This window comes from Kribbella sp. NPDC023855, assembly GCF_040639475.1.
In the GTDB taxonomy this organism is placed as follows: domain Bacteria; phylum Actinomycetota; class Actinomycetes; order Propionibacteriales; family Kribbellaceae; genus Kribbella.
The window spans coordinates 959,225-983,819 of record NZ_JBFAAA010000001.1 but is presented as its reverse complement, the minus strand read 5'-3'; the positions used below and the strand labels follow the sequence as shown (position 1 = coordinate 983,819).

Annotated in this window: 22 protein-coding genes; 4 read left to right on the top strand and 18 right to left on the bottom strand. The window is 67.9% G+C overall.

Annotated features, from left to right (window positions below; all coding sequences use genetic code 11):
• Position 1: 1 nt before the first annotated feature.
• From AB0F51_RS04520 to AB0F51_RS04485, 8 genes are all read right to left on the bottom strand, one after another.
• The gene (locus AB0F51_RS04520; protein WP_360273886.1) at positions 2–859 is read right to left on the bottom strand and encodes an AraC family transcriptional regulator; all 858 of its coding nucleotides are present in this window, start codon (positions 857–859) and stop codon (positions 2–4) included.
• The gene (locus AB0F51_RS04515) at positions 856–2,292 is read right to left on the bottom strand and encodes a polysaccharide lyase 6 family protein (RefSeq protein ID WP_360273883.1); all 1,437 of its coding nucleotides are present in this window, start codon (positions 2,290–2,292) and stop codon (positions 856–858) included. Before AB0F51_RS04515 ends, AB0F51_RS04520 begins: the two co-directional genes overlap by 4 nt.
• 23 nt (positions 2,293–2,315) lie before the next feature.
• Positions 2,316–3,590, bottom strand: coding sequence for an alpha-L-fucosidase (locus AB0F51_RS04510; RefSeq protein WP_360273881.1), 1,275 nt, complete (start codon positions 3,588–3,590; stop codon positions 2,316–2,318).
• A gap of 4 nt (positions 3,591–3,594) precedes the next feature.
• Positions 3,595–4,461, bottom strand: coding sequence for a carbohydrate ABC transporter permease (locus AB0F51_RS04505; protein WP_360273878.1), 867 nt, complete (start codon positions 4,459–4,461; stop codon positions 3,595–3,597).
• Positions 4,458–5,414, bottom strand: coding sequence for a sugar ABC transporter permease (locus tag AB0F51_RS04500; RefSeq protein ID WP_360273875.1), 957 nt, complete (start codon positions 5,412–5,414; stop codon positions 4,458–4,460). The genes AB0F51_RS04505 and AB0F51_RS04500 overlap by 4 nt, the downstream gene beginning before the upstream one ends.
• On the bottom strand, positions 5,411–6,736 hold the full coding sequence (locus tag AB0F51_RS04495; protein WP_360273872.1) for a sugar ABC transporter substrate-binding protein: 1,326 nt from the start codon (positions 6,734–6,736) through the stop codon (positions 5,411–5,413). The genes AB0F51_RS04500 and AB0F51_RS04495 overlap by 4 nt, the downstream gene beginning before the upstream one ends.
• A 676-nt stretch (positions 6,737–7,412) precedes the next feature.
• Positions 7,413–8,666: a DUF6596 domain-containing protein gene (locus AB0F51_RS04490; protein ID WP_360273869.1), complete on the bottom strand. Its 1,254-nt coding sequence runs from the start codon at positions 8,664–8,666 to the stop codon at positions 7,413–7,415.
• Complete coding sequence (locus AB0F51_RS04485; protein WP_360273866.1) at positions 8,663–9,040, bottom strand: YciI family protein; 378 nt, start codon at positions 9,038–9,040, stop codon at positions 8,663–8,665. The genes AB0F51_RS04490 and AB0F51_RS04485 overlap by 4 nt, the downstream gene beginning before the upstream one ends.
• Positions 9,041–9,323: 283 nt before the next feature.
• On the opposite strand from AB0F51_RS04485, the gene AB0F51_RS04480 reads away from it, so the two are divergent.
• On the top strand, positions 9,324–9,707 hold the full coding sequence (locus tag AB0F51_RS04480; protein WP_026162638.1) for an RNA polymerase-binding protein RbpA: 384 nt from the start codon (positions 9,324–9,326) through the stop codon (positions 9,705–9,707).
• Positions 9,708–9,777: 70 nt separating this feature from the next.
• On the opposite strand, the gene AB0F51_RS04475 is transcribed toward AB0F51_RS04480, so the two are convergent.
• Positions 9,778–11,097: a cytochrome P450 gene (locus AB0F51_RS04475; RefSeq protein ID WP_360273863.1), complete on the bottom strand. Its 1,320-nt coding sequence runs from the start codon at positions 11,095–11,097 to the stop codon at positions 9,778–9,780.
• A gap of 240 nt (positions 11,098–11,337) precedes the next feature.
• On the opposite strand from AB0F51_RS04475, the gene AB0F51_RS04470 reads away from it, so the two are divergent.
• Positions 11,338–12,705 (top strand): MFS transporter, encoded by a 1,368-nt coding sequence (locus tag AB0F51_RS04470; RefSeq protein WP_360273861.1) that lies wholly within the window; start codon positions 11,338–11,340, stop codon positions 12,703–12,705.
• 18 nt (positions 12,706–12,723) lie between these two features.
• On the opposite strand, the gene AB0F51_RS04465 is transcribed toward AB0F51_RS04470, so the two are convergent.
• The 7 genes from AB0F51_RS04465 to AB0F51_RS04435 all read right to left on the bottom strand — a co-directional run bounded on the left by AB0F51_RS04465 (position 12,724) and on the right by AB0F51_RS04435 (position 20,862).
• Entirely contained in the window at positions 12,724–13,242 is a 519-nt protein-coding gene (locus AB0F51_RS04465; protein WP_360273858.1) for an FxsA family protein, read from the bottom strand.
• A gap of 67 nt (positions 13,243–13,309) precedes the next feature.
• The gene (gene lnt / locus AB0F51_RS04460) at positions 13,310–14,875 is read right to left on the bottom strand and encodes an apolipoprotein N-acyltransferase (RefSeq protein ID WP_360273855.1); all 1,566 of its coding nucleotides are present in this window, start codon (positions 14,873–14,875) and stop codon (positions 13,310–13,312) included.
• Positions 14,876–15,416: 541 nt separating this feature from the next.
• Complete coding sequence (locus tag AB0F51_RS04455) at positions 15,417–15,806, bottom strand: hotdog domain-containing protein (RefSeq protein WP_360273852.1); 390 nt, start codon at positions 15,804–15,806, stop codon at positions 15,417–15,419.
• Positions 15,803–16,561: an OAM dimerization domain-containing protein gene (locus AB0F51_RS04450; RefSeq protein WP_360273849.1), complete on the bottom strand. Its 759-nt coding sequence runs from the start codon at positions 16,559–16,561 to the stop codon at positions 15,803–15,805. The genes AB0F51_RS04455 and AB0F51_RS04450 overlap by 4 nt, the downstream gene beginning before the upstream one ends.
• Positions 16,558–18,135 (bottom strand): lysine 5,6-aminomutase subunit alpha, encoded by a 1,578-nt coding sequence (locus tag AB0F51_RS04445; RefSeq protein ID WP_360273847.1) that lies wholly within the window; start codon positions 18,133–18,135, stop codon positions 16,558–16,560. Before AB0F51_RS04445 ends, AB0F51_RS04450 begins: the two co-directional genes overlap by 4 nt.
• Positions 18,123–19,724, bottom strand: a complete 1,602-nt coding sequence (locus tag AB0F51_RS04440) for an amidohydrolase (RefSeq protein WP_360273844.1) — start codon at positions 19,722–19,724, stop codon at positions 18,123–18,125. Before AB0F51_RS04440 ends, AB0F51_RS04445 begins: the two co-directional genes overlap by 13 nt.
• Positions 19,725–19,728: 4 nt before the next feature.
• Positions 19,729–20,862 carry an L-erythro-3,5-diaminohexanoate dehydrogenase gene (locus AB0F51_RS04435; protein WP_360273841.1) on the bottom strand — a complete coding sequence of 378 codons (1,134 nt, stop codon included), beginning with the start codon at positions 20,860–20,862 and terminating at the stop codon, positions 19,729–19,731.
• A gap of 147 nt (positions 20,863–21,009) precedes the next feature.
• Here AB0F51_RS04435 and AB0F51_RS04430 point away from each other — a divergent pair, with 147 nt between their 5' ends.
• Positions 21,010–22,470, top strand: a complete 1,461-nt coding sequence (locus tag AB0F51_RS04430; RefSeq protein ID WP_360273838.1) for a lysine 2,3-aminomutase — start codon at positions 21,010–21,012, stop codon at positions 22,468–22,470.
• 103 nt (positions 22,471–22,573) lie between these two features.
• Positions 22,574–22,912, top strand: a complete 339-nt coding sequence (locus AB0F51_RS04425) for a DUF4288 domain-containing protein (RefSeq protein ID WP_360273835.1) — start codon at positions 22,574–22,576, stop codon at positions 22,910–22,912.
• A gap of 4 nt (positions 22,913–22,916) precedes the next feature.
• Here AB0F51_RS04425 and AB0F51_RS04420 read toward each other — a convergent pair whose 3' ends face one another.
• Together AB0F51_RS04420 and AB0F51_RS04415 are read right to left on the bottom strand one after the other, a co-directional pair.
• Positions 22,917–24,152 (bottom strand): epoxide hydrolase family protein, encoded by a 1,236-nt coding sequence (locus AB0F51_RS04420; protein WP_360273832.1) that lies wholly within the window; start codon positions 24,150–24,152, stop codon positions 22,917–22,919.
• Positions 24,149–24,589: a MarR family transcriptional regulator gene (locus AB0F51_RS04415; RefSeq protein ID WP_360273830.1), complete on the bottom strand. Its 441-nt coding sequence runs from the start codon at positions 24,587–24,589 to the stop codon at positions 24,149–24,151. Before AB0F51_RS04415 ends, AB0F51_RS04420 begins: the two co-directional genes overlap by 4 nt.
• Positions 24,590–24,595 lie beyond the last annotated feature (6 nt).

Here is a 24,595-nt window from a genome sequence, read left to right as displayed (position 1 = left end):
CTCAACCGTTGGGGCGGTACAGCTTTCGGTACTCACTCGGCGTCACCGAGCTGACTTGACGGAACACTTTGGAGAAGTACGACTGGTCCATCCCGACCGCGGCCGCGATCTCCTCCATCGGCCGGGTCGTCGAGGCGAGCTCACGCTGCGCCCACTCGATCCGGGCCCGCTTGATGTACTGCTTGGGCGACAATCCGAACTCGGTCCGGAACCGGCGGACGAAGGTCGCCAGGTCCTGGCCGAAGTGGGCCGCCAGCTCCTCGACCGTCAGAGGCGTGCCGAGGTTCTGCTGGATGTACTGGACGACGCTGGACTCGCTCGTCTGCTGAGTCGAGAGCCGGACAGACCCAGGTGGCGCGCTGTCCAGGTAGTGCGCGAACAACGCGGTCAGGGCCGACCGCAAGCGCAGCGGTGTCGCCAGCCCCGGCGGATCGCGGTCGGCGGCGCCCACTTGCTCGAACAGGGCCGCGGCCTCCTCCGGCGCCTTGCTCTTCACGATGTACGGCAACGTCAGCAACTCACCGATGTCCCGGTCACCGATCAGCGCGGAGAAGTGCAGCCAGTGCTTGCGGAACACGTTGTCGCTGATCGTCTCGTACGACACCGGTACTTCGGCCGGGAGATAACAAAGATCCCCCGGCTCCGGGTAGAGCTCCTGCTCCCCGACCACCAGCCGGCCCTCGCCCTCGAGGATGAGGTAGAGCCGCGAGAACGGATCGGGCTGCAGCGGCCGCGACCATTCGCGGTGCACCCGGGTGATCCGGGCGGCGACGACAAGATCCAGCCGCAGCCGATCCAGCTGGGTTCTGATCAGCTCGTCCTCACGTCGGGTGATGACCGGGGTCTGGGTTGTCGTCATGACGCGTGCGGCCCGACGTCGGCCGGCGTCAACGGCTGCAGGCACGGCCGCCGTCGGGAGAACTCGTCGGCACCGACATCGGCCCGGCCGGTACGCCGGTCGCCGTCCAGGTCGGTGTCCACGTCACGGTAGGTGCGGGTCGCGGCGTTGATCGCCGGGCTGCCCGTGGTGAGCCGGCGGATGCCGTCCGGCCCCGCGACCAGCTTCGGGTCGGCCCGCCGGAAGGTGCCGGCCGGCGCGTTGCCGTCGGTCGCCGTACCCCAGTGCAGGTTGCCCGACCAGGCGATGCCCTCCTGGAACGGCATGTTCACGAGTTGTCCGTTGTCACCCATCAGAAGATTGTCGGTGATCGCACAACCCAGCGGCGGAAGGGTCCGGTGGCTCTCGCCGCTGATCGCGGTCCCGCAGTCCAGCACGGTGTTGAGCGCGATCTGTACGCCGTCCGGTGCGTCGTTCCCGCGCCGCGACGACGGGGACTCGCCCGGGAAGTGATCGCGCACGTTGCCGCTTCCGAGCACGATGCCCGAACCGCCGATCCGCTCCAGGTAGTTGTTCACGACCAGGTGCCTGTCGCCGTAGATCCGGATCCCGTTGGAGCCGGACAGCAGGTAGTTGCCCTCGACCCGGTTCTCGTTGCCGTGCCGCAGCACGATGCCGCCCAGGCTGTCCCGGATCGTGTTGTGCCGGATGACGTTGCCCGACGACTTGACCGAGATCGCCTCCGGATCGCCGTTGGCCCGCTCGAACAGGTTGAACTCGACGATCGCACCGGCCGTGGACAGCGCTCGCGGGCTCACTCCGAGCCGGATCGGCTCACCGCCGTTGTCGCCGGGGAAACTGTGATCGCTGAAGTGGTTGCGGTACACGTGCACACCGACGGCCATCGCGTCGGTCCCGGCACCCTCGATGCCGAGGTAGATGCCCAGCGTCGTCTTCCCGTGGAACGCGTTGTGGTCGACGCTCGAGTGGTCGGCCCGCACCATCACCCAGTGCAGGCCCTCGATATCGGCCAGCTGGAAGTCGTTCCGGGTCAACCGGATCCGCCGGCAGTCAGGCGGCAGCTCCAGCGTCGTACTCTGCCGGAACGCGAACCCACTGAGCGTGATGTCCGACGAGCCGGTCAGCACGAAACTCTGCTCGCCGGTCAGCACCACACCACCCGGCGTCTCAGCCTGGACGGTGATCGGCCGGCCGGGTGCACCCCGCATCCCGGTGATCGCGATGGGCGCACCGGACGGGACCGGATAGTGGCCGTCGGCAACGGTGATCACGGTGCTCGGGCCGGCGGTGGCGAGCGCGCGGCGCAGCTCGTCGAGCGACTGGACGTACCGCCGGTCCCGGGATCGGGCCGAGGCAGGCAGTCCGCTGGTCATCGACACTCCGGCCAGCCCGGCGGCGACAGTCCCAGCGGTGAGAAACGTACGGCGGTTCATCAGGTCTCCCGGATCAGGCGGATTCAGGCGGATGGAGTGAGGAACAACTCGATGACCGGTACGGCGACCTCGGGGCGGCGTACCGGAAGTTGCAGGGTCAGGGTTCCGGGCGGTTGGCCGCCCGGCTGGGTGTTCTCGTGGAGCCGGCTCGGGTCGGGCTCGACCAGCTGGATCTCCGAGGCGTCCGAGAGCAGCTGCGCGTAGGCGACCTTCCCGGCCAGTCCAGGCAGGTGCACATGCTTGAAGGGCCAGCTGAACAAGTGCAGATAGAGCCGATCGCCGTTCTGGGTGTAGCGGCTGTCGGGCGGAGCGGCGTACTCGGAGGCGCCGCAGCCGCGGATCGACCGCTCGTGCAGCCGCATCCAGTCGCCGATGGCGGCCAGCGTTGCTTCGGCGAGTGGGTCGATCAGGCCGCGGCCGGTCGGACCGACGTTGAGCAGCAGGTTGCCGTCCTTCGAGACACCGTCGACCAGCATCCGGACCAGGAGGTCAGGGCTCTTGTAGTCGAAGTTGTCGCGGTCGTAACCCCAGCTGCCGTTGAGGGTCTGGCAGGCCTCCCACGCGATCGGCCCTCCGGGCCCCGTCATCGGGCCGGCCGGCTGGTACTGCTCCGGCGTCACGAAATCGCCTGGCAGGCCGGTCCGGTCGTTGACCAGGATGTCCGGCTGCAACTCCCGGACCATCGCGAGCAACTTCTCGGCACCCCACTCCTCGGCGCCCTTCCCACCCCAGGTCTGCGGCCGCCCGGCGTAGGAGAAGTCGAAGAACAAATAGTCGATCTGCCCGAAGTCGGTCAGCAGCTCCCTGACCTGCCCATGCAGATACTCCCGGTACTGCGCGATGTCGCGCCCGGCCGCCTGCGCCTTGGCTTCTTCGTCGTCGCGCTGCGGGTGCAGCCCGTCGATCGGGAAGGACGGGTGATGCCAGTCGATCAGCGAGTGGTAGAACCCGACCTTGAGTCCCTCGGCCCGGCACGCCTCGACGAACGGCGTGAGCAGATCCCGCCCGTACGGCGTGTTGGTCACCTTGTAGTCGGTCAGCGCGCTGTCCCACAGACAGAAGCCGTCATGGTGCTTGGTCGTCAGGACGACGTACCGCATGCCGGCCGCTCGCGCCGACCGGGCCCACTCGCGGGGGTCGTACAGGTCGGGGTCGAAGCGTTCGAAGTACCGGTTGTACTGCTCGTCGGTCATCCGCTCGCGGTTCTTGACCCACTCGTGCCGCGCGGCCAAGGCGTAGAGGCCCCAGTGGACGAACATCCCGAAGCGGTCGTGGCGGAACCACGCTTTGCCGGTCATCGCCTCATCCCTTCAACGCGCCCGCGGTCAGGCCACGGGCGAACGAACGCTGGAAGAACAGGAAGACCAGGACCGACGGCAGCAGCGCGAGCAGCGAGGCGGCCATCACGACGCCCGGGGTGACCAGCGGGTCGATCCGCAGCGTCCGCAGCGCCAGCGGCAGCGTGTACGCGTCGGAGTTCGTTGCCACCAGCAACGGCAACAGGTACTGGTCCCAGATCATCGTGAAGCCGAACACCCCGATCACGCCGAGCGCGGGCTTGCACAGCGGCAGGATGATCTGGGCGAAGATCCGGAACTCGCCGGCTCCGTCGATCCGGGCCGCCTCCTCGAGCTCGCGCGGTACGTCCTTCATGAACTCGGTCATCACCAGGATGGAGAAGGCCCACGCGCCCAGCGGCACGATCATCCCGGCCAGCGTGCCCATCAGGTTGAGGTGCACCAGCGGCAGGTCGGCCAGCACCAGGGTCAGCGGCAGCGCCAGGATCTCCTCGGGCAGCATCATCGTGGCGAGGATCGCGACCATCACCAGCGTCATCAGCGGGAACACCTTGCGTGCCAGGGCGTAGCCGGCAAGGACGGACACCGCGACCTGGAGCAGCAGGCCGAAGCCGACCACGAAGAACGAGTTCAGCAGGTACTTCAGGACGCCCTGGTCGAAGGCGATCCGGAAGTTGTCGAGCGTCGGGCTCTTCGGGACCACACTGAGCTGGGTCGGATCGGAGACGTGGTTGAAGGAGCTCACCAGCAGCGCCAGCAGCGGCCCGGCGAACACCACGAACAAGCCGGTGTAGACGACGATCTTGACGATCCGGGCCCGAAGACCCTTGCTCTCGGTGAGACCCAGCGCGGTCTCGGTGGCGACACTCATGCGGATCTCCTTCTCCGGAGCAGCTGGACGCAGACGGTCAGGACGAGGGTCGCCGCGAAGAGCAGCACGGCACCGGCCGAGCCCACGCCGAGGCGGTTCTGTTCCAGGCCGAGCTTGTAGATCAGCGTCATCACGACTTCGGTGGAGCCGTTCGGGCCACCGTTGGTCAGCAGGAAGACCTCGGTGAAGCTCCGGAAACCACGCACCGCGGCGAGCACGAACAAGATCGCGAACACGGGTCGCAGACCGGGCAGGGTGACGTGCAGGATCCGCTGCTTGGTCGACGCGCCGTCGACGGTCGCCGCCTCGTACAGGCCACGGTCGATCCCCGCCAGCCCGGCCAGGAAGATCATCATGTCGTACGGCGCACCCCGCCAGATGCCGGTGACCGCGATCGACGCCAGTGACGTGTCCGGATCGTTGATGAAGCCGGACGGGCCGAGACCGATCAGGGCGATCACCTGATTCATCAGGCCATCACTGGTCGGGTGGTACATGATCCGCCACAGCTCGGCGACCACCGCCATCGGTACGACGACCGGCAGGAACGCAGCCGAGCGGATGAAGTTCAGCTTGCGGGTCTGGCCCTCCACCAGCAGGGCGAGACCGAAACCGAGCACCATCGAACCGAACGTCTGCCCGATCGCCAGCAGGATCGTGTTCCAGGTCGCCGACCGGAAACTGTCCGACGACAGGATCTCGCTGTAGTTCGCAGTACCGGCCCAGGTGTTGCCGAGATAGGGCCGCACCTCCTGCACCGACATCGAGATGGCCTGGGCCATCGGGATGAACTTGAAGTACAGGAAGAGGATCAGGGCCGGTGCCAGGAACAGCCACGGAATCCACCACCGGCCGCCCCGGGCGGCCCTGGCCCGGGAGCCGGTCCCCCGGCGCTGGGCGCCGGGGGCAGCCGCCGAGGGCGGCGAGGCAGGTGGAGCGGCTTGCACAGTCACGAGGCGTCGATGCCCTGCTGCTTGAGCGTCTCGGCCAGCTTGCCGTCGAGCTTGGTCAGCTCCGCCGGAACGTCCAGCCCGCAGTCGGCGATCAGGGCGTTGATCGTGTCGGCCGTCGCCTGCCGGACCGGCGTCCAGTTCGGGATCGTCGGCGAGTACCGGCCGTGGTCACGGTAGACATCGGCGTACACCTTCCAGCGCGGATCCTTGCGGACCGTGGTGACGTCGACGGCCTTGTTGACCGGCAACTGCACGTTGAAGGCGGCCTCGCCTTCCATGCCGACCTTTTGTCCCTCGACGGAGATCACGAAGGCAGCGAACGAGTTCTGAGCGGCCTCGTTCGCCGAGCCGGCCATCATGTAGACGCTGCCGCCCTCGGCCAGCACGGTCGAGTCCTTCGCGCCCGGCGGCATCGGGACGACCTCGTACTTGTCCTTGCCGAGCGACTTGTCGAAGCGCGGCATCAGGTACGGGCCGACGACGTACATGCCGGTCTTGCCCGCCTCGAACGTCTCGTTGGTCGGCGGCGTGTCCATCGTCGCGGCACCAGGCTGAACGACCTTGCTGGTACATGCCAGGTCGCGGAACCACTTGGTGGCGGCCACGGACTCCGGCGTCGACATCGCCGGCTTGTACTTCCCGTCGGGCTGCTTGGCGATGAACTCACCGCCGGCGGCCCAGAGGAAGTTCGAGAAGTACCAGGACGCGTATCCACGCTTGGTCGAGCCCGGCACGGCCAGCCCGAACGTGTCGTTCTTACCGTTGCCGTCCGGGTCCTGCGTGGTGAACGCCTTCGCCAGCGCGACGAACTGGTCCAGGGTCTTCGGTGCGGGCAACCCGGTCTTCTGCCGCCAGTCCTTGCGGATCAGCAACGCGCTCGCCTGCGCGGAGTACGGGATCCCGTAGAGCTTGCCGTCACCGGCCCGCGCCGACGCCAGCGCGGTCTCGATCAGCTGGTCGGTGCCCGGCACGGCGGCCGGATCGACCTCGCGGACAATGCCCTCGCTGACCATCGACCCGAGCTGGGCCGAGTCGTTCATCACGATGTCCGGCAGATCCTTCTGCGCGGCCCGCTGCGACAACTTCGTCTCGAAGTCGTCGAAGATCGCGGTCACCTCCACCTTCTGCCCGGTCTTGGCCTCGAAGGCCGCCGCCAGCTTCTTCATCCCCTTCTCGCCGTCCCCACCCGGCTTGGTCCGCGTCCACAACTCCAGCGGCGCCTTCGGGTCCTGTTCGACCTTCGCGGCCCCACTGGTGCTGCAACCGGCCACCACAAGTACCGCTCCCAGCCCCAGGGCAGCCCATCTCAACGACCTTGCCATGCCTACTTCTCCTGCCCGTGCGCCTGTCGACGAAGAGGCGATTTGTACTTTTTGCGCCTCATTTCGTCGGAAGATAGCGCTTTCCAAGCAGGCGAGTCAATGATTCGGCGGTCTAGGTTGAATGGGAGCGCGCCCAAGGTCGAACACCCACGCGTGCTCCTGCGTCGCCCGCTCCCAACCCCCGGCTCCCTCGCTCCTCCGTCGCTCGTCCCGCCGCCGTGAAAGCAGCAGACGACGCAAACGGATCCCCAACCGGCGAATCGCCTACTGACGCTCGACCCACTCCCCTAGCCGCACCTCGCCCATCCCCGGCCGGTGGATCGCATGCTGGCGCTCAGGCCACTCCACCCCGCCAGCCTGGCCGCCCGGGTTGTGCCGACGGACAGGAGGTAGTGCTCGAATCCGGGTCACCGGCCTGCTGCGTGAGCGTGAGAGCTCGCGTTCAAGCGGACTACCTCCTGTCGCTCGGCACACAGGAGTCCGCGCGGACTGAAAAACAGACCAGCTGGCACACCACACCCGAGTAGCCGGCCAACAGGAGTTTCCTGCTGGTCAGCCAGCCGAGCGGGTCGTCTGGCCAACTAGTAGTCACGGCAGCGGGACGAGCGACGGAGGAGCGAGGTAGCTGGGGGGTGGGGAGCGGGCGACGTAGGAGCACGCGTGGGCGTCCTGCCGGTCAGAGGTGGGTTGCGACTTCCTCGAGGCGACGGCTTAGAAAGGTGCGTTCTACCTCGTTGCTCGTCATCGCCAGCGCCTCCTCGTACGCCGTCGCCGCCTCCGCCCACCGGCTGAGTTGGCTGAGGAAGTCGGCTCGAGCCGCGCTCAGGTAGCCATAGGTGCTCAGGGCGGGCTCGTCCTGCAGAGGTGACAGCGCGACGAGACCGGCCGCCGGACCGTCTCGATACCCGATCGCGACCGCGTGGTTCAGTTCGACGACCGGCGACGGCCACAGGTGGCGTAGTACGTCGTACAGGCCGACGACCTCCACCCAGTCGGTGTCCTCCCACGTGGCTGCCTCGGCGTGCACAGCGACGATCGCCGCCTGCACCGAATACCTCCTCGCGCCACCACTTCGCAGTGCCTCGGTCAGCAGCGCCACCCCCTCCTCGATCTCCCCCGCGTCCCACCGCGCGCGGTCCTGTTCGGCGAGCAGGACCAGTTCTCCACTCTCGGAGACCCGAGCGTCCCGGCGGGAGTCGGTGAGCAGCAGCAACGCCAGCAAGCCAGCAACCTCGCTGTGGCCCGGCAGCAACTCATGCAGCGTCCGGGCCAGATGCATGGCTCCGTCGACCAGATCCCGCCGCACCAACTGCGGACCGGCCGGCGCGGCATGACCGGTCGTGAACACCAAATGCACCACCTCGAGGACGGCATCGATTCGACCCGGCAGCTCGGCGCGATCCGGCACCCGGTACGGGATCCGGGCAGCGCTGATCTTCTTCTTCGCTCGTGTGATCCGCGCAGCCATCGCCGCGTCCTGGACCAGGAACGCCCGTGCCACCTCCGTCGTGGACAGCCCACACACCAGTCGCAAGGTCAGCGCCACCTGAGCATCACGCGACAGCGCCGGGTGGCAGCAAGTGAAGATGAGCCGCAGCCAGTCATCCGAAACCTCCTGCGGATCAGGCACCTCCTCCGGCCCCGCCACCACGTCCTCCATGACAAGCAACGGCAAGGCCGAGCGCAGTACCGACTCCCGCCGCAGGAGATCCCTCGCCCGGTTGCGAGCGACGGTGGTCAACCAGGCACCGGGACGATCTGGTACGCCGTTGGCTGCCCAGTGCGCCAACGCCTTGGCATAGGCGTCCTGAGTGCACTCCTCGGCGAGGTCGAGATCGCGCGTGACGCGCACCGTCGCGGCGAGCACTCTGGCCCACTCGTGACGGTGCGCGTCGGCGACGGCTGCCGCGACGTCGACGTACTGCGTCAAGCCGGTGCCGTCCCGCTCTGGTCCGGCTCGTTGACCGGCCGGACCTCCACCCCGCTGTGCGAGGCCGAGGCCTCGGGCAGCAGCCGGGCGAGGGCGAGCGCCGCGTCGAGGTCGGGGGCTTCCACCAGGTAGAAGCCGCCGAGTGCCTCCTTGGTCTCCGGGAACGGCCCGTCGGTCGGTGTCGGCGGGCCGCTGATGCTGCCGCGGAGGGTAGTTGCGGTCGTCGTCGGCTGCAGCTCATGGCCGGCCAGGAGCGCGTCGCCGGCCGCCGCGGCGAAGGCCGCGTGCGCGGCACCCAGCTCGGCCAGCTCCTGCTCGGACATCGCCTCCCAGGTCTGCTCGTTGCCATAGATCAGGAGCAGGTACTTCGCCATCGTGGAATCCCATCGCTCGGGGGCCTGGTGCGGCCCCATCTACTCTGACGACGATCGAGCCGGCCGCGGATCGATGCTCCCGCGAGCCCCAGTCTTGGCAACTCAGGGTGAGCAGACACGCCCGGCCGACTGTGGGCTGCGACACACAGTGATTTGTGAACAGCCGATGACAGCAGGTGATCACGGTGCTGTCAGGTGCGTACCTGGGGCTCGGGCATGCCAAAATGGGAATGATCCGGGTCGGCCGACCGTTGTCTCGGATGACGAATCTCGGAGGTTTGACATGTCTAATCGCGTTCTGCGTGGTTCGGGGCTGGGTGGGGTCAGCTTCGAGGATGACCGTGGCGTGGAGTTCGCGCCGCGCCAGATGATCACTTACGACTGCCCACGAGGCCACGTGGTCGAGGTCACGATGGCGCACGACGCCGAGGTACCGGCGATCTGGGAGTGCCCCCACTGCGGCAGCGAGGCCGCCCGTTCGACCGGTGAGAAGCCGGAGCCGAAGCAGGAGAAGCCGGCCCGGACGCACTGGGACATGCTGCGCGAGCGTCGCAGCATCTCCGAACTGGAGGAACTGCTCGCGGAACGCGTCGCGTTGCTCCGCTCCGGCGAGATCGGCCCGGCGCACCTGCACCGCACCCGTTCCACCGGCAAGCGCAGCGCCTGACAAACCCGGACGGCCCGTCCCCACCACCTGGTGGAGACGGGCCGTTCAGTTTGTCCCGGCGCGGAGCAGGTCAGACCTCGTCGGGCGGGAACACCGAGACCGGTAGCCCGGCCAGGCCGTGCAGCAGGGCGCTGCTGGTCCACCGCACGTCCTCAGCCGGTACTGCGAGCCGAAGGTGCGGGTAGCGGGCAAGTAGCCGTTCCAGCGCGATCTCGATCTGCATCTTGGCCATCGGGATCCCGATGCAGTAGTGCACGCCGTGCCCGAAGGAGAAAGTGCCCTGCGGGCAGCGGGTGACGTCGAGCCGGTCCGGATCGGCGAACTTGGTCTCGTCCCGGTTCGCCGAGCCCCAGGACAGGGCCAGGATCTGGTCCTTCGGGATGGTCACGCCACCGACCTCGATCTCGGCCTTGGTGAACCGGAAGGTCCCGACCGAGGCGGCGGGGTCGTACCGCATCAGCTCGTCCACCGCTGCCGGGATCAGCGACGGGTCGGCCCGCAGCTTCTCCAGCTCCTCGGGGTGGGTGAGCAGGTTGAACACCCCGTTGCCGATCGAGTGCACGGTGGTGACGTGGCCGGCGGTCACCACGATGAAGATCATCCCGACGATCTCACCCTGGGTCAGCTGGTCCCCGTCGAGGTCCATCCGCAGCATCTCGCTGATCATGTCGTCACCCGGATTGGCCCGCCGGGCGTCGATCAGGGAGTTCGCGTACTCCGTCATGTTCTTCGACGCCGACGCGACCTCCTCCGGATCCTGGCCGGCGCCGGTCAGGGTGCCCGACCACTTCCGGAAGTTCTCCCGATCCTCCTCGGGCATGGCGAACAGGTCGCAGATGGTGCCGAGCGGCAGCGGCCAGGCGAACTCGGCGAGCAGGTCGACGACCGGCGCCTCCGCGAGTTTGTCCAGCAGCTTCTCCACCGCCACCTCGACCTTGGGGCGCAGCGCCTCCTGCCGGGCCGGAGTCACCGCCTTGATCGCGAGCTTCCGCAGCCGGGTGTGGTTCGGCGGGTCGCTGTTCAGCACGTGCGCGGCCAGGTCGTCGTCGAAGCCGGGCTCGGCCTCTTCCTCCTCGGTCCTGGTCGAGTGCATCGGCGAGCTCAGCGTGGAGTGCTTGGCGTACATCTCGTTGAGCCGGCGCCCGTCCTTGCCGACCCGCGGATCCAGGGCCAGCGCCTTGCAGTCGGCGTACCTGGTCACCAGCCAGACCTTGGCGCCGTGCGGGAAGATCACTTCGTGGACCGGACCCTCGCCGCGGAAGCGGCGCAGGTAGTGCGCCTGCCGCTGGACGAAGTCCTCCCCCAGGGTTTCCAGCGCTTGTCCGGATTCGGGCGGTCGTGCTTCAATCGTTTGAACAGCCTCGACAGGCTGCACAGCTTCATCTGCCATTGGGGTTCCCCTCCCACTAGGTGGCGCGCGCGAGCCGTCGAGCCCCCGCTCTGCGTCGCGTTCCTCCAGAGAGAGTCCTGCGGGTTGCCCGTTCTGATACAGACCAGGGCACCCAGTTTTCCGCTGCCCTGGCGGTAGTCCCCCGAATCTGTATCAGCAGGACCGCGCCGGTTGCTCAGTAAGGGCGACAGGCAGCGGTGGCCGCTGCGGCCTCGGGGGGAACAGAAGGGTGTATCGCCGATGAGCGGTGACGTGGCAGGCGGGGATGGCGCAGCAGGGACGGGGCCAGAGACAGGGACGAAGTCCCGGCCGGGGGTGTTCGAGACCTGGCGGCAGACGCCGCGGGAGGCCAAGGCGTTGCTGGCCGGTGTGTTCGTCAGCAAGCTGGCCGCGTTCCTGCAGATCTTCCTGGTGCTGTTCCTGACCCATCGCGGGTTCTCGGCCGGCCAGGCCGGCTTCGCCCTCGGCGTGTACGGCGCGGGCGCGGTGGTCGGTACTGCGGTCGGCGGCTGGCTCAGCGACCGGCTCACCCCGCGATCGGCCACGGTGATCTCGATGATGGGCTCGGCCGGCCTGATCGCGTCGCTGATCTCCATCACCTACTACCCGGTGATCCTGCTGGCCGTCCTGCTGGTCAGCGCCGTCGGCCAGTTCTACCGGCCCGCCGCGCAGTCGATGATCACCCAGCTCACTCCGCCCGACAAGCTGGTGATGGTCACCGCGATGTACATGCTGTGCGTGAACCTGGGCACCACGGTCGCGCCGCTGGTCGGCGTCGCGCTGGCCCAGATCTCGTACAACCTGCTGTTCTGGGCGGAGGCGCTCGCTGTCCTCGCGTTCGGTCTGATCGCCCTGGTCGCGTTCCCCAAACCGGAGCGCACCAGTGCGGCAGCCAGCACGGAAGAGGAGGAGGCACCGGCCGAGCCGGCGATCCGCGGCCGCTACCTGGACGTCCTCAAGGACTACCGGTACTCGCTGTTCATGTTCGCCTTCTTCCTCCAGGCCGTCGTCTACGTCCAGTACACCGCCGCCCTGCCGCTGGCGATCAAGGCGGCCGGGCAGAGCATCTGGTGGTACGGCGCGCTGATCACGATGAACGCGATCATCTGTGCGAGCTGCCAGATGATCGCGACCAAGTTCGTCCAGGGCTGGTCGATCCGGGTGGTGCAACTGGTCGGCTTCACCCTGGTGGCACTGGGCTATGCGATGTACGCGATCGAGATGCTCCCGGTGTTCCTGATCCTGGGCACGCTGTTCTGGACCCTGTCCGAGATCATCGGCGTACCGACGATGTTCGCCTACCCGGGCATGATCGCGCCGCCGCACCTGCGCGGCCGGTACTTCGGGGCGATGCAGACCATGTTCGGCCTCGGGGCGACGGTCGGACCGGTGCTCGGCGTGCTGTTGTTCCAGCACGTCGGCCAGCGGGTCTGGCTGTGGATGACGCTGATCGAGGTGGTCGCCACCGTGATCGGCGCGATCGGTATCCGCCGCGTGACCAAGCCCAAGCCGGAGGCCGAGCCGGCGACACCCGAGACCGTGGTCGAACCACCGGCCGGACTGGCCGTCGACCCGACCCCTCAGTCCGCCACCGACCGCGTCACCTGAGCAGCGAGCCGCCGGAGGCTACTTGTCCTTCGGCGGTTCGGGATCGATGACCTCACCCTGTACTACGTCCTGCGCGGCCTCACGTTCGCGGTGGGCGCGGTGGGTGTCCTCGGCCGTGGGTGGGCGGAAGGTGCCCGGCATGAAGCCCGTGATCGGGTTGCCGCCGAGTTGGGCGGCGACCCGGCGACTCAGGAACGAGGCCAGGACCTTGCGGGCGAGCGGCCGGGTGAAGGGCAGGACGAAGAAGAAGCCGAAGATGTCGGTGATGAAGCCCGGCGTCAGAAGCAGCGTCCCGCCGACCAGCACGAGGGCCGCGTCGGCCAGCTCTCGGCCGGGCATCCGCGCGGTCCGAGTCGCCTCCTGCAGCGCCCTCCAGGCCCGGCGGCCCTCCCGCTTGATCAGCCACGCACCCAGCGTGCTCTCGACCAGCAGCAGGGCGACCGTCGGCCAGCCACCGATCACCTGGCCGACCTGAATGATCACGTAGATCTCGATGATCGGGACGACCAGCAGAGCGATCGCGACGAACCAGGGCATGCTCACACCTTCTTACTGCTGAAGCATTCGGGCGTGGGGCGCCTTGCCTTCACGCTGACCTGCTCACTTAGACGGGCACCTTTTCACGCTCGGGGGTCGTGGCGGGCGGATTGTCGGGCTCCCCCGCGCGTGACTTGAGGCGGCCCAGCAACACCAGTACTGCCCCCAGGATGCCCAGGCCGGTCAAGACCCACTGCGGCCAGCCGCCCAGCGTGGTGGCCAAAGTCTTGGCGTCGCGCACCGGCACCTGCGTCACGTAGACGTCCCGCACGAACTGGCCTGTCTTGTGTTCGACCTTGCCGTCGGGGTTGATCACCCCGGAGATCCCGCTGGTCGACGCGATCAGCACCGTCCGGCCGGTCTCGATCGCGCGCATCCGGGTGATCGCGAACTGCTGCTCCGGCTGCCCGGTGCCGCCGTACGTCGCGTTGTTGGTCTGCACGACCAGGATCTGGGCACCGCCCTTGGCCACGTCGTGCACCACGTTGTCGTAGGCGAGCTCGAAGCAGATCAGGTCGCCGTAGGTGACACCGTTGATCGGCATCAGCCCCGGACCCACGCCCGGCGCGGTCTGCCGGCCGACCATCTCCAGCCGCTTGATGTAGGGCAGCAGCTGCTCGCGGAACGGGATGTACTCACCGAACGGCACCGGATGGCGCTTCGCGTACCGCTGGCCCGGACCGCCGGCCGGGTCCCAGACGATGCCGGTGGTCTGCCGCTGGTCCGGGCCGGGTCCCTCGGTCACCGCGCCGACCAGGATCGGTACCTGCACGGCCTTGACCGCGGTCTCGATGTCGGCCCGGGTCTCGGCGTCCTTGTACGGATCGATGTCGGTCGAGTTCTCCGGCCAGATCACGATGTCGGGTTTGGTCTGCGAGCCGGCCTCGACCTGCTTCTGCAGATCGAGCGTGGCATCGCGGTGGTTCTTGGTCACCGTCCTGGCCCGGCCGAGGAACTCCAGTCCCTTGCCCGGCACGTTGCCCTGCACTATCGCGGCGGTCACGGTCTTGCCGTTGCCCTCCGTCGACAGCGTCACCAGCGAACTGAGGCCGACGATCGCGATCCCGGCGACCAGCGCGACCACCCGCAGGCTCAGGCCGCTGCGGCGACGCAGTACTGCGTAGACGAGGACGCCGAGCAGGGCGATGACGAAGCTGAGGCCCGCGATTCCGGTCAGCGAAGCGAGCTTGCCGAGAGACGAGTCGGTGAAGGCCCAGGCGAGCCGGCCCCAGGGGAAGCCGCCGAACGGGACGGAGCTGGTGGCGTACTCGGTGGCCACCCACAGGCACGGCACCCAGAGCATCCACAGTTTGTGCTTGAGAATCTGGCTGGCGAACGCACCGAAGACCCCGTAGAAGAGCCCCTCGAGGATGGCCAGCGCGATCGCGGCGTCACCGCCGATCACCGTCAACCAGGGAACCAGCACCGCGTAGTACGTGATCCCGAAGCCGGAGCCGACCAGGAAGCCGCCCTTCATCGAGACGCCGTTCAGGGTGCCCAGCAGCAGTGGTACGGCGACGACGGCCAGCCAGGCATGGTCATGGGGCTCGAAGGACAAACCCAGCAGCGCGCCGGCACCGGCCGCCACGATCACTCTCGGCAAGATGCGCCCCAACGCTTTCAGCCGCTCCACCAGCACACCCCTTCGCCTCACCACCCGGTTGCTACCGGTCGCACGACGGTACAACGTCTGGCGGGCGCGGAACGATCCGGTCGGTGACCAAGAGTTGCCGGACCGGCGATCGGAGACCGGCGGGTGCCGGAAAGCGGGAGAAAAAGGAAAGAGGCTCGGCGCTCCTTCGGACCAACCGCAGACCCGCTGGATGCGAACCCGTCGGCTGTTGTCTACTGGGCGCCGAGCCTCTTCCACCTCTGCCCCGCGGGGGGCTAACCACCGGCGATCTCAGCCCCCGTCGACTCAGGCCTGGCACTGGCCTGGTCAGCGTCGCGGGATCTCCGGTGGCCGAACTTCTTTGATCCGTTGGAGAAACGGGTGATGACGACTCCCAAAACGATGCTCGTTCGCAGCCGAAGTGTCAACCTCTCCAGTGTCTCCTTCAAGCCGTTGTAACACAGTTGCCTGCTCTGACTGGTCAAACGAGCCAGCGCCACCGGTGTCACGTTACAGAGCCGTCTCGGTACTCCACGTCATCGTTACCCACGGCAACTAAACGTCACGCGATCGGTACGACGACCGTTCCGGTTGCGCGCGTGATCACAAGCGGCTCGGCCAGTACTTCGGCCGCCGACGCGGAAACGTCGGTCCGCCCGCGGCAGACCACCTTGGCGACGAACTCCAGCTCGCGGCTGCGATTGCCGACCCGGGAGATCGTTGCCGTCACCTCCACGACATCGCCGGCCCGCAACGGCTGCAGGAACTGCACGTCGGAGTAGGAAGCGAAAAGACCTTCATCTCCGTCGCTCTGGATGCACACCTCGGTCGCGACATCGCCGAACAGGCCGAGTACGTAGGCACCGTCGACCAGGTTGCCCGCGTAGTGCGCGTGGCTGTACGGGACGTACTGGCGATGGGTGACGGTCAGGCCGATAGTTGCCTTGGTCATGCACTTCTCCGAACGGCGGTGGGCTTGCGACGGGTGACAAGAGCATCGACGAGGTAGCTGGCCACCTCGCCAGGAGTGGTACCGCGGCCGAACACCCGGTCGACGCCGAGCTCGTCCGCCATCGCCTCGGTGAAACGGGGGCCGCCAGCAACCAAAATCGGCCGGGTGTCCTCGGTGTAGGCCTCGCGGAACGCCGCCGACATCTCCTTGGTGTTCAGCACGTGCGCCTCCCGCTGGGTGACCACCTGCGACACGAGGATGGCGTCCGCCTTCTCGGCCTTGGCCCGGCGTACCAGTTCCGGTACGGCGACCTGGGCGCCGAGGTTGACCACCTTCAGCTCGCGGTAGTACTCCAGGCCCTTCTCCCCCGCGAACCCCTTGATGTTCATGATCGCGTCGATCCCGACGGTGTGCGCGTCGGTCCCGATGCAGGCGCCCACCACGGTCAGCCGGCGGCGCAGGCCCTTGCGGATGGCAAGGTTCGCGTCCTTCGGCGAGAGCAGCGGGTAGTCCCGCTCGATCACCTCGACCTTGTCGGTGTCGACCAGGTGGTTCACCGGACCGTAGACGACGAAGAAGGTGAAGTCCGGGCCCATCGGCTTGGCGTGCACGACCAGGGCCGGGTCCATCCCCATCTTGTTCGCCAGCTGGATCGCCGCGCCCTCGGCCCGCTTGTCGTGCGGGATCGGCAGCGTGAACGACATCTGCACCATGCCGTCGCCGGTGGTGTCGCCATAGGGGCGGATGATGCTCATCGGTCCTCCTCCAGCAGTTCGATCGCCGGGTTGTAGTACTGCGACGAACGCCGGGCCACGCCCTCGAGGCCACGGCCCGCGTCCTGCGGGCGCTTCATCAGCCCGAAGGTGCCGTCGCCGATCGCGTTCAACAGGCCGTCGTCGACGATCCGCTCCAGCAGCTCCACCGACTCCCCCAGCACCTGCCGGGCCCGCTGAGCGATGAAGCCGTCCGGCGCCGGATGGAAGTCCTCATGAAGGTTGCCTGCGGCACCCAATACGTAACGGACGTTCTGCAGGGCCAGGTCGCGGTCGGAGATCCACGGCGTCACGACGGCCTCGGTCATCATCCCGACCAGCAGGATGCCCTGACCGGTGAGCGCGCCGACCAGGTTGAAGAACCCGTCCAGCAGGTAGCCGCGGAAGACGTCACCGGTCATGTGCCGCGTCGGCGGCATCCACTTCAGCGGCGCGTCCGGGAACAGCTGCCGCGCGAGCATCGCGTGTGCCAGCTCCATCCGGAACGAGTCCGGGATCTCCGGCGTGATCTCGAACGCGTGTCCGAGACCGAGCTGCCAGTCCTCCAGCCCCGCCTCCTTGGCGAAGTACTCGTTCAGCAGCTGCGAGACCGTCACCGTGTGCGCGGCCTCGACGGCGTCGGCGGTGGTCAGGTAGTTGTCCTCACCGGTGTTGATGATGATCCCGGCGCGGGCGTGGATCTGGCGGCTGAACCGCTGGTCCACGAACGTGCGGATCGGATTGATGTCGCGGAACAGGATCCCGTACATCGAGTCGTTCAGCATCATGTCCAGCCGCTGCAACCCGGCCAGCGTGGCGATCTCCGGCATGCACAGCCCGGACGCGTAGTTCGTCAGCCGGATGTACCGCCCGAGCTCCCGCGACGACTCGTCCAGCGCGGCACGCATCAGGCGGAAGTTCTCCTGCGTGGCATACGTTCCGGCGAAACCTTCGCGGGTCGCGCCCTCGGGGACGTAGTCCAGCAACGACTGCCCGGTCGACCGGATCACGGCGATGATGTCCGCACCCGCGCGGGCCGCGGCTTGCGCCTGCGGGATGTCCTCATAGATGTCGCCGGTGGCAACGATCAGGTAGATCCACGGCCGCTGCTCCGGATCACCGTGCTTCTTGATCAGCCGATCCCGCTCCCGCCGGCGCGCGTCCACCTTCTTCATCCCGGCAGCCGTCGCCTTGCGAGCAGCAGCACGAGCCCGTACTGCGTCCCGCCCCTCCGGCAGCCGGAACGTGACCGATCCCGACGCAGCCTTCTGCGCCAGCACGGACAGGTCCTCGGCCTCACCACGAACCAGTGCGTCCCACACCGGCAGGGCAAGCCCGTGCTCCAGGCCGACATCGGCCCGCACGGTGTCGGCCAGCCGGTTCACCCACGGAATGCCCTCGGTGTCGGCGCCGGCGAGCCCCGCCAGCCGCAGTACGGCGCGCTCGACCGACACCGTGGTGTGCTGCTTGGCGATGTTGACGATCGGCCGCCCGGCCTTGCGGGCCAGACTCCGTGCCTTCCGCACGGTGACCGGATCGAGGTCGAGCTTCTTCACAGCACGGGTCACGACGACCATCCTTCGGATTCGAACACGACACGACCGCCGACGACGGTCCGCCGGCAGCTCGGCACAGGTGCCTCATCGGACAAGTCCGGCAACACCGGTACCCCCGCACGCGGATCGGTCGACCACGCCGCGACGCGTTCGTCGGGCGTCTGGACGACCAGCTCCGCGTCGCTCTCCCAGACCGCGTACGTCGCCGCGCTGCCGGGCGCGAGCACCCCGGCGTCGTCGATGCCTGCCGCCCGCCAGCCACCCCGCGTGTGCGCGGCAAAAGCGGCGCGGACGGTGATCCGCTGCCCAGCCTCGTGATGAAGCGCAGCAGCCCGCACCGCTTCCCACGGGCCGACCGCTGTCACCGGAGAGTCCGACCCGAAGGCCAGTACGACGCCCGCGCGCGCCAGCGAGCCGAACGGGTTCATGCCCACCCAGCGGTCGCCCACGCGTTCGGCGTACATGTCGTTCGGTCCGCCCCAGAGCCGGTCGAACATCGGCTGGACGCTGGCGACAACCCCACAGCGTGCGAGCGTGGCGATCGCGGCGTCGTCGACCATCTCGACGTGCTCGAGCCGGTGCCGCGCGGCCACCAACGCCTGCACGCCGACCTTCTCGGCAGCGAGCTCGAAACCGCGCGCGATGTTGTCGAGCGCGGCGTCACCGATGCAGTGGAAGCCTGCCTGCAGGTTCCTTTCGGTACAGGCGATCACGTGCTCGGCGATCTGCTCGGCGGTGAGGTAGGCGTGACCGCGGTGATCCGCCTTGTCCTCGTACGGCGCTCGCAGCGCGGCCGTCCGTGAGCCGAGCGCGCCGTCGGCGTTGAGGTCGCCGGCCAGTCCCGCAAGGCCATAGGTGGTGACGTTCTCGAAGACGCCCGGCTCGCCCCAGTAGAGCGTTGCCGAGAGCCCCAATTCGTCGGCGGCCTGGCGGACGAGCGGCAACTCCCACAGCGGGCCGATGTGCGGCGCGGCCATCTCGTGGAAGGCGCCGATGCCCTGCGCGGCCATCGCCCGCACGGCCGCCCGGGAATCGGCGAGGCGTTGGTCCGGGCCGACGAGTTCGCTCAGGGCATCGCGGACGGCGTGGTTGGCGGCGCGCTCGACCCGTCCGGTCGCGTCGTACCCAGCCTGTGCGGCCAGGCCATCGACCGCGGCGGCAAGGGACGACGAGATGACACCGGAGTGTCCGTCGACCCGCGAGAGGTAGACGCGACGGCCGTCAGCGGCCCGGTCGAGTTCTTCGGAGGTCGGCGGGCGACCCTCGGGCCACTTCGTCTCGTCCCAGCCGGCCCCGTCGATCACGGCATCGGGTCCGGCCTTGGCGGCGAACGCGGCGAGCCGGTCGAGCGCTTCCGTCAGGCTCGTAGTACCGGTGAGGTCGAGGCCGGTCAGCAGCGCACCGGTCTGGGCGGTGTGGATGTGGGCATCGACGAACGCGGGCGCGACGAGCTTGCCCTGCAGGTCGATGACCTCGTCCGCGCCGTCGGCGTAGGCGGCCGCGCTGCTGTCGTCACCGAGCCAGCTGACGACGCCGTCGTCGAAGGCGATCGCGGTGGCGTGGGGATCGGCGGGTGAGTAGACGGAACCGTTGGTCAGAAGTGTGCGCACGGACCTAATCCTCCGCCAGCCTGCCCTCGAACAATCCACGGACACCCGGCTCGTCCCGCAACAGCTTCAACGCGTACTCCGCGTGCCCCGGCACGTAGCCGTTGCCGACCAGCATCGTCACGTCCGCCGCAAGCCCCTCCGCACCGAGCGCCGCGGCAGAGAACGAGGTAGCCATCGAGAAGAAGATCACGGTCCCGCCGGCCTTCGTGGACAACACCGCGCCGTGCTCACACCCCGGCACGTCGACACACACAACGGTGATGTCAGCACCCTCGCTGGACCGGCCACCCCCAGCCTCGCTGCCACCGGTCCCGCCATCACCGAACTGCTCCACCGTGCCCGCCCCGACTTCCTCCAGCGCGTCAGCTACTGCCTTTGCGAGCGCGACCGGGTCGCGGGCGTCGGCGAGGGCTACGGCGTCGGCGAGGCCGGCCTTGGTCAGCTTGTCTGCTTCTGCCTGGAACGGGACGATGCCGATCGTCCGGGCCGCGCCGGCGTCACGCGCGGCCGCCAGCGACAGCGACCCGCTTTTGCCTGCGCCGCCAATTACTGACACGACAGGCTTTGTGCCTTTGTCGACATATTGGCGCACCACCCGAGCCGTCAACGCGGGCGCCCCGCACACGTCCATGACCGCCAGCGACAGCTCCGGAACGAGGTCGTCGGGAATCTTCGCCACGATCGAGCGCGCGAACAGAATCGCGTGCCCCTTGGCCGGCACCTGCTCGCTGCGACCGTCCCAGTCGGCAAGCCCGTCGGTAATCTGCAGCGGCGTCAGCGTCAGCGACACCAGCGTCGCGACCCGGTCGCCCTTCTGGACGCCGAGCGGCGACTCCGGCCCGACCTCGTCGACCGTGCCGACGAGCATGCCGCCCGACCCGGTGACCGGGTTCTGCATCTTGCCGCGCTCGCCGACGATCCGCAGTACGGCCTGCTTGACCGCCTCGCCGTCACCGCCGTGCTCCTCGGCCAGCTGCCGGTACGACGCGGCGTCCAGGTTGAGGCGCTCGATCGAGATCCGCACCTCGTCGGGCCACAGCTCCGCCGAGGCGTCCAGCCGCTGGGCGGCTTGCGGCAACACGCCGGCGGGTGCGATCACGCGATGCAGTCCGACGGGCGAACCAGCACTGTCCGGCACGAGAGAACTCCTTGGGGTCAGGACGGGCAAAAAACTAGTGTGGCGGTGGTACGGAGGAAATCTTGCGGTGATCTAATGGATCTACCATAAGTTCTATCGCTATCCTCACATGCGACCGACCCCATCGTGGAGCCCCCAGGAGGACTCGTGACCGATCTGATCAGCCCGGAGCTTGCCGCTGCCGACCTGAACGAGCAGCCGTACGCGTACCGCCGGGCCGACCTCGTCGAGCCCGACTGGACCCGGATGCCCGGTTTCAAGGACGTCACCGCCGAGGAGTGGCGCTCGGTGCAGTGGCAGCGCTCGCACTGCGTCAAGAACGTCAAGCAGTTGCGCGACGTCATGGGCGACCTGCTCGAGGAGCGGGTCTACGAGGACCTGACCCGGGACCAGGCCGAGCGCGCGACGATGTCGATGCTGCTGCCGCCACAGATGCTCAACACGATCGTTCCGCACGGCGCGGACGACTACACCGAGGCGTTCTACGCGGACCCGGTTCGCCGCTACATGCTGCCGATGTTCACCGACCGCCGCACGGACTGGCCGTCGCACCCGCACGCGACCCGGGACTCGCTGCACGAGCACGAGATGTGGGCCACGGAGGGGTTGACCCACCGCTACCCGACGAAGGTGCTGGCCGAGATCCTGCCGACCTGTCCGCAGTACTGCGGGCACTGCACCCGGATGGACCTGGTCGGGAACTCGACGCCGGTGATCGAGAAGCTGAAGTTCACCATCAAGCCGCAGCAGCGGCTGGACGACATGCTCGACTACCTGCGCCGCTCCCCCGGCGTACGGGATGTCGTGGTGTCGGGTGGCGACGTGGCGAACATGCCTTGGCCGCGGCTCGAGGCGTTCCTGACGAGCCTGCTGGAGATCGAGAACATCCGTGACATCCGGCTGGCCACCAAGGCGCTGATGGGCATGCCGCAGCACTGGCTGTCCGACGATGTCCGAGCCGGCGTCGAGCGGGTCGCCCAGCTGGGCCGGCAGCGCGGCGTGATGATCGCGATGCACACGCACGTGAACGCGGCCCAGTCGGTGACCCCGCTGGTGGCCGAGGCGACCAAGGCGATGTTCGAGGCCGGTCTGCGGGACGTCCGCAACCAGGGTGTGCTGATGCGCGGTGTCAACGACTCCGTCCCGCAGCTGCTCGACCTGTGCTTCGCCCTGCTCGACGGTGCCACCATCACGCCGTACTACTTCTACATGTGCGACATGATCCCGTTCTCCGAGCACTGGCGGGTGTCGGTGAAGGACGCGCAGCACCTGCAGCACGGCATCCTCGGCTACCTGCCGGGCTTCGCGACGCCGCGCATCGTCTGCGACGTCCCCTACGTCGGCAAGCGCTGGGTGCACCAACTGTCGGAGTACGACGAGGTCCGTGGCATCTCGTACTGGAAGAAGAACTACCGGACCGGGATCGAGCAGCAGGACCCCGAGGCGTTGAACCGCACCTACGAGTACTACGACCCGATCGACACGCTGCCGGTCGAGGGCCAGAACTGGTGGAAGCAGCACGCGGGCGACTCGCTCGCCGAGGCCGAGAAGCGGGCCGCCGCCTCGCGCGGTGCCGCCGAGGCGCAGAAGCTGCTCGAGATCAGCTGACCGCACGGGAGCCGACCGCCGCCCGCTCGGGCGGCGGTCTTCCCGGCGTAGACCTGCGCTGACGCGCTAAGGTCAGCAGATCGGGGCTGAGGGGGTGGGATCGATGGGCTGGTACAGCGTGCGCTGCATCTTCCAGCTGAACGGGATCCGGGCGGACGACTCGCCGTACGAGGAGCGCATCACGCTGTGGCGCGCCGACGACTTCGATACCGCGATCGAACTCGCGGAGAACGAAGCCCTCGACTACATCGAGGACACCGACTGGGCCTACCTCGGCCTGGCCCAGTGCTTCTACCTCGGCGACGACGTCACCCAGATCCACCAGGGCACAGAGGTCTACTCCCTGATCCGGAGCAGCCCGCTCGAGCCCGAGCAGTACCTCGACACCTTCTTCGACACCGGCACCGAACACCAACGCACCACAGACGACGACCCGAGCTGACCCGTTATCGCGAGGCGCCAGGGCGGTACGGGCGGAAGGTGTTGCGCAGGTCTGCGGTCCATTCGGCGGGGACCTCCCACGGGATGAAGTGGCCGCCCTTCGGGTGCGCGGTGAGGTTGACGTGGTTGTACCAAGGCGCGCGGTCGCTCTCCAGGAAGTTCTGAACCCGTTGCTCGGTGGTGATGCCGGGCGGGTTCTCGTGCGCGACGAAGGTGATCCCGGTCGGCGCCTCGATCACCGGCTGCCGGTCGTGAGCCGGCGTCCACGGATAACGGTTGTTGTTGGCGTAGGTGCGGATCGACGTACCGATCGCGTTGTTGACCCAATAGATCATCGCGTGCGTCAGCAGGTCGTCCTTGCTGAAGACCGTCTCCAGGTCGCCACCGTTGTCGCTCCAGCTGCGCCAGCGTTGCAGGATCCAGGCGAGCATCCCGGCTGGTGAGTCAGACAGCCCGTGCGCGAGGGTGCTCGAGTCCAGCACGTGTACGGCGAGGTGCGTCGCGAAACGCTTGTCCAGTTGGAGAATCTGGGCGTGGATCTCCGGCGGAAGTCCGGCAGGGATCGGCCGGCCACCACTGAAGTCCCAGGCCCGGTCACCGTTGAAGAAGTCGAGCTTCAGACCGGAGCCGATGTGGATCGCGTACAACTCGTCGGCGTACTTGTGCCCGAGCTGCCCGGTCACCAACGCGCCGACATCGCAACCGGCCGCGGCGTACTTCGGATAGCCCAGCGTCTCGGTCATCAACTCGTGCCACAGGTCGGCCACCTTCCAGAAGTTCAGGTCCGGACGGCCGGAGACCGGCGTGGAGAACCCGAAACCGGGGAACGACGGCACGATCACGTCGAACGCGTCGGCCGGATCGCCGCCGTACGCCGCGGGGTCGGCGAGCGGGTCGATCACCTTCGCCCAGTGCCAGAACGTCCACGGCCAGCCGTGCGTAAGGATCAACGGGACCGGGTTCGGCCCGACACCGGCCTTGCGCAGGAAGTGCACCGGTACGCCACCGACCTCGACGCGGTAGTGCTCATACGCATTGATCGCCGCCTCGGCCTTGCGCCAGTCGTAGTCGGTACGCCAGTACTCGACGAGCTCTTGGAGATACTCGCGCCGTACGCCGTAGTACCAGTCCTCGTTGCCCGCGTCCTCGGTCCACCGGGTCAGCGCCAGGCGTTGACGGAGATCCTCGAGTACTGCGTCCGGCACGTGGATCGGCGTTGCTTGCAAGGGAAAGTCGCTCATCGCTCTCCTGATTCTCGATGCAGTTCAACCAGTCGCTGCAGAGCAGGCAGCGCGGCTTGAATCGCGGCCCGCTCACCAGCCGTGAGCCGCTCGGCAAGCTCACCCAACCGAGCAATCCGCTCAGCCCGCCGCCCTTCAACCACCGCGGCCCCCGCGTCGGTGATGTGCACCAACACCGCCCGCCCATCAGACGGATCCGCCCGCCGCTCGACCAGGCCGTCCCGCTCCAGCTTGGTGACGATCTGCGTAATAGCCGGCTGCGTAACCTGCTCACTAGCGGTCAACTCGGTCAACCGCCGCGGCCCGGTCGTCGCCAACGTGTGCAACACCGACAACGTGGTGAAACTGAGCCGCTGCACAGCCGGCAACCGGATGTTCATCCGGGTGAAGGCCCCCATCACGGCGTTCAGCTCACTGACACTCAACTCACGGCTCACGCACCA

What these genes read in the sequence shown, in the direction of transcription:
- AB0F51_RS04520 (WP_360273886.1), bottom strand. Translation starts at nt 859, where the DNA reads ATGACGACAACCCAGACCCCGGTCATCACCCGACGTGAGGACGAGCTG.
- AB0F51_RS04515 (WP_360273883.1), bottom strand. Translation starts at nt 2,292, where the DNA reads ATGAACCGCCGTACGTTTCTCACCGCTGGGACTGTCGCCGCCGGGCTG.
- AB0F51_RS04510 (WP_360273881.1), bottom strand. Translation starts at nt 3,590, where the DNA reads ATGACCGGCAAAGCGTGGTTCCGCCACGACCGCTTCGGGATGTTCGTC.
- AB0F51_RS04505 (WP_360273878.1), bottom strand. Translation starts at nt 4,461, where the DNA reads ATGAGTGTCGCCACCGAGACCGCGCTGGGTCTCACCGAGAGCAAGGGT.
- AB0F51_RS04495 (WP_360273872.1), bottom strand. Translation starts at nt 6,736, where the DNA reads ATGGCAAGGTCGTTGAGATGGGCTGCCCTGGGGCTGGGAGCGGTACTT.
- AB0F51_RS04485 (WP_360273866.1), bottom strand. Translation starts at nt 9,040, where the DNA reads ATGGCGAAGTACCTGCTCCTGATCTATGGCAACGAGCAGACCTGGGAG.
- AB0F51_RS04480 (WP_026162638.1), top strand. Translation starts at nt 9,324, where the DNA reads ATGTCTAATCGCGTTCTGCGTGGTTCGGGGCTGGGTGGGGTCAGCTTC.
- AB0F51_RS04475 (WP_360273863.1), bottom strand. Translation starts at nt 11,097, where the DNA reads ATGGCAGATGAAGCTGTGCAGCCTGTCGAGGCTGTTCAAACGATTGAA.
- AB0F51_RS04470 (WP_360273861.1), top strand. Translation starts at nt 11,338, where the DNA reads ATGAGCGGTGACGTGGCAGGCGGGGATGGCGCAGCAGGGACGGGGCCA.
- AB0F51_RS04465 (WP_360273858.1), bottom strand. Translation starts at nt 13,242, where the DNA reads ATGCCCTGGTTCGTCGCGATCGCTCTGCTGGTCGTCCCGATCATCGAG.
- AB0F51_RS04455 (WP_360273852.1), bottom strand. Translation starts at nt 15,806, where the DNA reads ATGACCAAGGCAACTATCGGCCTGACCGTCACCCATCGCCAGTACGTC.
- AB0F51_RS04450 (WP_360273849.1), bottom strand. Translation starts at nt 16,561, where the DNA reads ATGAGCATCATCCGCCCCTATGGCGACACCACCGGCGACGGCATGGTG.
- AB0F51_RS04445 (WP_360273847.1), bottom strand. Translation starts at nt 18,135, where the DNA reads ATGGTCGTCGTGACCCGTGCTGTGAAGAAGCTCGACCTCGATCCGGTC.
- AB0F51_RS04425 (WP_360273835.1), top strand. Translation starts at nt 22,574, where the DNA reads ATGGGCTGGTACAGCGTGCGCTGCATCTTCCAGCTGAACGGGATCCGG.
- AB0F51_RS04420 (WP_360273832.1), bottom strand. Translation starts at nt 24,152, where the DNA reads ATGAGCGACTTTCCCTTGCAAGCAACGCCGATCCACGTGCCGGACGCA.